Annotated in this window: 7 protein-coding genes and 1 tRNA gene; 4 read left to right on the forward strand and 4 right to left on the reverse strand. The window is 64.5% G+C overall.

Annotated features, from left to right (window positions below; all coding sequences use genetic code 11):
- Positions 1–218 precede the first annotated feature (218 nt).
- Positions 219–1,127 carry a polysaccharide deacetylase family protein gene (locus tag ACE3S9_RS01040; RefSeq protein ID WP_374544566.1) on the forward strand — a complete coding sequence of 303 codons (909 nt, stop codon included), beginning with the start codon at positions 219–221 and terminating at the stop codon, positions 1,125–1,127.
- Between the two features lie 32 nt (positions 1,128–1,159).
- Here ACE3S9_RS01040 and ACE3S9_RS01045 read toward each other — a convergent pair.
- Positions 1,160–1,246: transfer RNA gene (locus tag ACE3S9_RS01045), tRNA-Leu, on the reverse strand.
- A gap of 279 nt (positions 1,247–1,525) precedes the next feature.
- On the opposite strand from ACE3S9_RS01045, the gene lipB reads away from it, so the two are divergent.
- Positions 1,526–2,254 carry a lipoyl(octanoyl) transferase LipB gene (gene lipB / locus ACE3S9_RS01050; RefSeq protein ID WP_374544567.1) on the forward strand — a complete coding sequence of 243 codons (729 nt, stop codon included), beginning with the start codon at positions 1,526–1,528 and terminating at the stop codon, positions 2,252–2,254.
- Positions 2,255–2,336: 82 nt separating this feature from the next.
- Here the strand turns inward: lipB and ACE3S9_RS01055 are convergent, their stop codons facing one another.
- The gene (locus tag ACE3S9_RS01055) at positions 2,337–2,585 is read right to left on the reverse strand and encodes a hypothetical protein (protein ID WP_374544568.1); all 249 of its coding nucleotides are present in this window, start codon (positions 2,583–2,585) and stop codon (positions 2,337–2,339) included.
- Positions 2,586–2,645: 60 nt separating this feature from the next.
- Between ACE3S9_RS01055 and ACE3S9_RS01060 the strand changes: the two genes are divergently transcribed.
- Positions 2,646–4,451, forward strand: a complete 1,806-nt coding sequence (locus ACE3S9_RS01060; protein ID WP_374544569.1) for a glycosyltransferase — start codon at positions 2,646–2,648, stop codon at positions 4,449–4,451.
- Here ACE3S9_RS01060 and panC read toward each other — a convergent pair.
- Positions 4,429–5,280 (reverse strand): pantoate--beta-alanine ligase, encoded by an 852-nt coding sequence (gene panC / locus ACE3S9_RS01065; RefSeq protein ID WP_374544570.1) that lies wholly within the window; start codon positions 5,278–5,280, stop codon positions 4,429–4,431. The two genes, ACE3S9_RS01060 and panC, sit on opposite strands and share 23 nt — an antisense overlap.
- A complete protein-coding gene (locus tag ACE3S9_RS01070; RefSeq protein ID WP_374544571.1) occupies positions 5,277–5,771 on the reverse strand; it encodes a gamma-glutamylcyclotransferase family protein in 495 nt (164 codons plus the stop codon). The genes panC and ACE3S9_RS01070 overlap by 4 nt, the downstream gene beginning before the upstream one ends.
- A 97-nt stretch (positions 5,772–5,868) precedes the next feature.
- Here ACE3S9_RS01070 and ACE3S9_RS01075 point away from each other — a divergent pair, with 97 nt between their 5' ends.
- Positions 5,869–6,240, forward strand: coding sequence for a hypothetical protein (locus ACE3S9_RS01075; protein WP_374544572.1), 372 nt, complete (start codon positions 5,869–5,871; stop codon positions 6,238–6,240).
- Positions 6,241–6,407: the final 167 nt, after the last annotated feature.

Below are 6,407 nucleotides of genomic sequence, written 5' to 3' on the forward strand. Positions count from 1 at the left end.
ACTGGGTAATGAGTCCTTAATCTGCGTCACGCCTTTTCACCGCCAGAATTGAACCGCAATTTACGGCTTTGGCAAGGCCAGCGGAAGTCCGAGCGGCGTAATCCCAAGGAATTCGTGCTTTTTCGGCGAATCGAGCGGCTTGCGTCCGGCGCCGGACAGGGCTTTAACGGCTCGCGCCGCGATTCTTCAGTCCGCGACGCGGTCGAGGCGATTTTGCAATGAAGGCGAATAAAAGTTTAATGATCGCGCTGGCGCTGCTCGGCGCGGTCGCCGCGCCGGCGCGCGCCAGGGAATGCGGACCCGATGCTTTGGGCGTTTCGAGAACCGTCGCCATCGGGGCGCCGGCCCATGTCGGGCTGAAAACCTATCCGCAGACGCTCGACCTCAAGGATCATGAAGTCGTCCTGACCTTCGACGACGGCCCTGCGCCGACCACCAGGCGCGTGCTCGACGCGCTGGAGGCGCAATGCGCGAAGGCGACCTTCTTCCTGATCGGCCGCAACGCCGCCGCCATGCCGGATATCGTACGCCGGGAGATCGCCGACGGCGACACGGTCGGTCATCATTCCAACAGCCATCCGATGCTGCGCAGCCTGCCGTTCGACAAGGCGATGGCGGATATAGACGCGGGCGTGGCGGCGGTGGACAAGGCCGCTGGCGGCAAGGATTCGAAATTCTTCCGCTTCCCCGGCTTCGGCGATTCCCCGGCCCTGCTGGCCGCGCTCGACGGCAAGGCCATGCCGATGTTCGGCGCCGATCTGTGGGCCTCGGACTGGAACGTGATGACGCCGCAGGAGGAGTTGGACCTGGTGATGGGCCGGCTGCGCCGCTCGGGAAGCGGAATCATCCTGCTGCACGACATCAAGAAACAGACGGCGGATATGGTTCCCGCCCTGCTGGCGGCGCTGAAAGCGGAGGGATTCCACCTCGTCCATCTCGTTCCAGGCGATTCTCCGCCCGCGCTGAAACAGGCCCCGGCCGGCTGGACCTCCGAAACCGAGGCGACCTTGCGAAAAATGGGCGTGAGCGGCCCGCGCCGGCGCAATGCGGCCGAGCCGATGGGCGAATCGCCGAAAGCAGACGCCCCGAACCCGGAACAGCCTGCGCCCGCGCCGCCAAAACTCTGATTTGCAGGGAAAGACCAGGCTTCTGAGAAGCTTGGTGCGGCCAAGAGGACTCGAACCTCCACCCCTGTTACAGGACTAGCACCTCAAGCTAGCGCGTCTACCAGTTCCGCCATGGCCGCGAATAAATTGTCCGGGAAACGCCGAACAATCGGTAGGCGCGTCGTCTAACAAATCGATCCTACGCTTGCAAGCCATGCACCCGCTTTTTTCTCGACGGCGGGGCGCGGAACGACGATAAGGGGGCTAGTTCCCTTCTCCCCTTGCGGGAGAAGGTGGCTCGCGCCGCAGGCGCGAGACGGATGAGGGGTTACGCCGTTGGCCCCCTCATCCGGCGCTTCGCGCCACCTTCTCCCGCAAGGGGAGAAGGATTCCACCCTGCATCATCGTTGCGTTTTGTCTTGACCGAAACCTGCACGACTCCCGCCTCTTCGCTCCTGCCCGCCGCTGGCGCGCCGCCGGTCGAATGGCGCGTTTCCGACGGCCTGACCGACTACGCCTTCGCCGTCGCTGAAATGGAGGCGCGCGCCAGCGCCATTGCCGAAGGGACCGCCCCTGAGCTGGTCTGGCTGCTGGAGCACCCGCCACTCTATACGTCCGGCACGTCCGCGCGCCCGCAGGACTTGCTCGACGCGCGTTTTCCGGTCCACGCGACCGGGCGCGGCGGCCAGTTCACCTATCACGGCCCCGGCCAGCGCGTCGCTTATGTGATGCTCGACCTCAACCGCCGCTCGCGCGACGTGCGCGCCTATGTCTGCGCGCTGGAAAAATGGATCATCGCCGCGCTGGCGCGTTTCAATGTGAAAGGCGAGATCCGCGACGGCCGCGTCGGCGTCTGGGTGCGGCGCCCGGACAAGCCGGCCGGGACGAATGGCGAAATTGCCGAAGACAAGATCGCCGCCATCGGCGTGCGCATGCGGCGCTGGGTGTCGTTCCACGGCATAGCGCTCAATGTCGAGCCGGACCTGACGCATTTCGCGGGAATTGTTCCCTGCGGGATAGCGGAAAGCCATTTGGGCGTGACGAGCCTGGTCGATCTCGGCCTGCCGGTGACGCTGCCTGACGTGGACGTGGCGCTACGCAAGAGTTTCGAAGAGGTTTTCGGGCCAACCCAAGCCGCGTCCGATTGACTATGCAACTGAACGACAAGGAAAATTTCCCGATACCAGTTTGACAAAAGGGATCGCAACGGGACAAACTTTCTCCGTGAGCTCAATCGGCGGATCGGAAAATTCTATCGTGGTCCTCAAGAAGACTGATCCCGGACTCCCCGGCGTGCGCCGCCTTGTCGCCAGGATCAAATGGAAACTCGATCGCAAGAAGCGCTGGGTCGCTAACCTTCGACGGGAAGCCGCCGTAGAACATGAAGCGACGCGAGCCCGCCTGGAGGCAGAGCTGGACTCCATCCGACGTCAGGCGAACGAGCGGATCGCGATGCTCGAAAGCGAAATCCGCAGTCATGAACGGCGGCTCCCAATCGCGACGGCCAATGTCAGCGCGGAATTCGGCCGGCACATGGAGATGATCGGGCTCCTCGAACGTGTTCTGACCGAATCGATTGCACCGATTCCGGCCGCGCCGACGGCGCCTGACTCGCCCGAAGTCTCCGTCGTCATGCCAGTCTATAATCGCGCCGGCTTCGTCGCCGAAGCGATCGACAGCGTTATTATGCAATCGCACGGCGATTGGGAGCTCCTCATCGTCGACGACGGTTCGGAGGACGATCTCGCCGTCGTCGTGACGCCTTATCTCAGAGACCCTCGGATTCGTTTCCTCCGCCGGCCACATCACGGCGCCGCGGCGGCGCGCAACGCAGCGCTCCGACAGGCGCGCGGGGCTTTCGTCGCCTATCTCGACAGCGACAATCTCTGGGCGCCGCATTTCCTCTCGCAGGCGACGGCGGCGCTACGCGGGGATCCGGACATTGATCTCGTCTATGGCGTCCTCTCGTCCGCGGCCCACAATCTCGGCGAGCGCGTCTTTCTGTTCCGGGCCTTCGACCGGCAGGCCCTGTCGGAATCAAACTATGTCGACCTCAATGTCGTCATGCACCGTGCGGGCCTTTTCCAGCGCTTCGGCGGCTTCGACGAAAGCCTCGACCGGCTCGTCGACTGGGATCTTGTTCTCCGCTACACGGAAGAGCGCCCGGCGCGCGGCATTCCCGTGCTTGCCGCCCGCTATCGCGTCATCGACAGCCGGCGCATCTCGGACACCGCGCCGTTCTGGCCGAATGCGACCGCAATCCGCGACAAACATTATCCTCCCGCCCGCCTGCGACGCCCCCTGCGCGTGCTTTATGTCGTGTGGCATTACCCGCAGCTCAGCGAAACCTACATCGAGACCGAAATTCGCCGCCTGCGCCGCTGGGGCGTTCACATCGAGGTCTGGAGGGCCGGAGAGGTCGCCTCCCCTTATCCGACCGACACGCCGATCCATTCTGGCTCGCTCGACGAAGCCGTCAGGGCGGTCCGCCCCGACCTGATCCAAGTCCATTGGCTCGGCTTCGCGCTGCAGCAAGCCGATACGCTCGCCGCGCTCGGCGTGCCCATAACCCTGCGCATGCACGGCTTCGACGTCACGCCGGATGCGTTTTTCGCCATATTGGACAAGCCCTGGATTCGCGGCGTCTACGCCTTTCCGGCGCAGATCGCATTGCTCAGCGCGCATGACGAGCGCGCCAAGGCCGTGCCCGCAGCGTTCGATTCGACGCTGTTCCGCCCGGGCCCGCACAAGGATCGACGGCTCGTCGTGCGCATCGGCTCGGCGCTCAAGAGCAAGGATATTGGCTTCTTCTTCGATCTGGCGAAGCGTCTGCCGGAATTCCGTTTCGTCTATTGCGGCGTCACCTGCAAATTGGTCGAGGCCTATGCCGAGGAAGTCCGCACGCTGCGTGAGCAGACCAACGCGCCGGTCGAGGTGCGCTTCGATGTCCCGCGCGAAGAAATCGCCGCGCTGATGGGGCGGACCGGCATCCATCTCCACACGGCATGCCCGCCCGGCGCGCCCCACGCGACGCCCCTCGGCATGCCCGTCTCGATCGCCGAGGGCATGGCCACCGGAGCCTATACATTGGCGCGCAACACCCCGGAATTCAGGGATTATCTCGACGGCGCCGGCGCCGTTTACAATGATCTCGACGAAGCGGAGCGCTTGATCCGCGCCACGCTCGACTGGAGCGACAAGGACTGGCGCGCCGCGCAAAGGCGCTCCGTCGAACGCGCCTTCGCCCAATTTGCCGACAGCATGGTCTATCGGACGATTTTCGAGGATTGGACACGGATCGCGGACGAGGCCCGCGAGTCCGTCATACCGGCCAATTGTCGATGAGACGCGTGCGCCCGATCCGCGCCGCCACCAGCAAGCGGATAGGACCGTCGGCGAGCGAGGCGGCTGGCGCGAGGCTCTCGGCTTTGCGGGCCTCGATATAATCCAGCGCGAAGCCAGCGGCGGCGATCTCGGCGCCGGCGCACGCGACGGTCTCGGCGACTGCTGCGCCGCCTTGAATCGCCTCGGCGCTTTCGCGCAGGACGCGCGACAAGGTCACGGCCCGCGCGCGTTCCTCGGCGCTCAGATAGACATTGCGCGAGGACATGGCGAGCCCATCCGTCTCGCGCAGCGTCGGGACGCCAAAGATCTGCGTCGGAATGTCGAGATCGGCGGCCATGCGGCGGATCACGGCGAGTTGCTGGAAGTCCTTCTCGCCGAAAAAGGCGAAATCCGCTTGCGCCTGATTGAGCAATTTCGTCACCACCTGGGCCACGCCGGCGAAATGATCGGGGCGGAATTTGTCCTCCAGCCCGGCCAAAGCCGGGCCGGCGGGGATGACTTTCGTCGAGAAACCTTCGGGATACATTTCGGGAGCGGTCGGCGCGAAACAGGCGTCGCAGCCGGCCTCCGCCAGTTTGGCGAGATCGGCGTCGAAGGTTCGGGGATAAGCGGAAAAATCCTCGTTCGGCGCGAATTGGGTCGGATTGACGAAAATGCTGACGATAACGCGGCGCGCCCGCGCCTGCGCCGCCTTGACCAACGAAATATGGCCGGCGTGCAGCGCGCCCATGGTCGGGACCAATGCAACCGTTTCGCCCGCGGCGCGCCATCGAGCAACCGCGCCGCGCAGAGCGGAGACTTCACGAAAGATTTGCGGCTGTCCGGTCATTCCTGCTCTCGCAAAATGTCGGCGTTCTTGATCGCGCGGAATTTCTTCCGCGCCTCGGGGACGTCCTCGCCCCCCACCCGGCGCAGGAAATCGACATAATCGCCGGAAAAGCCATGGGCGCGGGCCGCGGCGACGATCTTCGCCATATAATCCGGAGGCGCGCGGCCGAGCCTTTTGCCCTCCGTCCCGACATAGACCAGAGCGCGGACGGGCGAGGCGCCCTCGCGCAGCACCGGCTGGTCGATCTTGCGATAGCCGCCGAGCGCCACATCCTCGTAGCGGTCGAGCGCGGCGAGATCGCCGAAGCCCAACTCCCATAGCACGCCGCAGGCCGTGGCCGCCGGATCGCGCACGACCGTGGCGAAGCCATCGGCCATCAGCGCGAAACGATGGCGTGGCAGGTAAGCGCGGCCAGCGAGCCGCGCGCCCGGACAACGCCGGGTCATGGCGTCAGCGTCCATATTGGAGCCATAGGCGAAAGTCAGGGGCATCGGACTTGATATTTACAAATTCGAATGTGAGAATTCATATATGCGGCCTAAACGACGACAAGCTGATCCTTAACCGAAGGCCGCCAGGGAGGACAACATGAAACCTTTTGCGGGGGCGCTCGCCGCCGTGATTTCGTGCGCCGGCTTCGCGGTCGCGACCGACTGCGCGGCGGCGGCCGACGCCGCTGGTTCCTACACCCGCCCCAATGGCGATAAGGTGAAAGTCTCCGTCGACGGCGGCAAGCTATATTGCAAGATCATGGCGGGCAGCCAGCCGGGTTTCGAAATGTGCCACGGCATGAGCAAGACCGGCCCGGACATCTGGCAGGGCGCCGAAATGAAACATCCCTCGATGCCGGGTATGATGACATTCAACGGCACGGTGATGATCGCCTCTGGCGGACTGTCGATCAAGGGCTGCGCAATAGGCCAGTCCATGTGCGATTCCGAGGACTGGAAGCGCAACTGAGTTTTCGGCGGCGCGTTCCCTGGTGGAACGGCGCCGCCGGAAGTCAGGCGGCCAGGGCCTGCGCCGCGGCCTGCGGGGCGGTCCTTGGCGTGACCACGATTTGCGAGACGTACCATTCGATGAACCAGCGCAGGGCCCAGGGGATCGGCAGGACGAAGGCGAAAGCG

The sequence above is a fragment of the Rhodoblastus sp. genome, assembly GCF_041915505.1.
In the GTDB taxonomy this organism is placed as follows: Bacteria; Pseudomonadota; Alphaproteobacteria; order Rhizobiales; family Beijerinckiaceae; genus Rhodoblastus.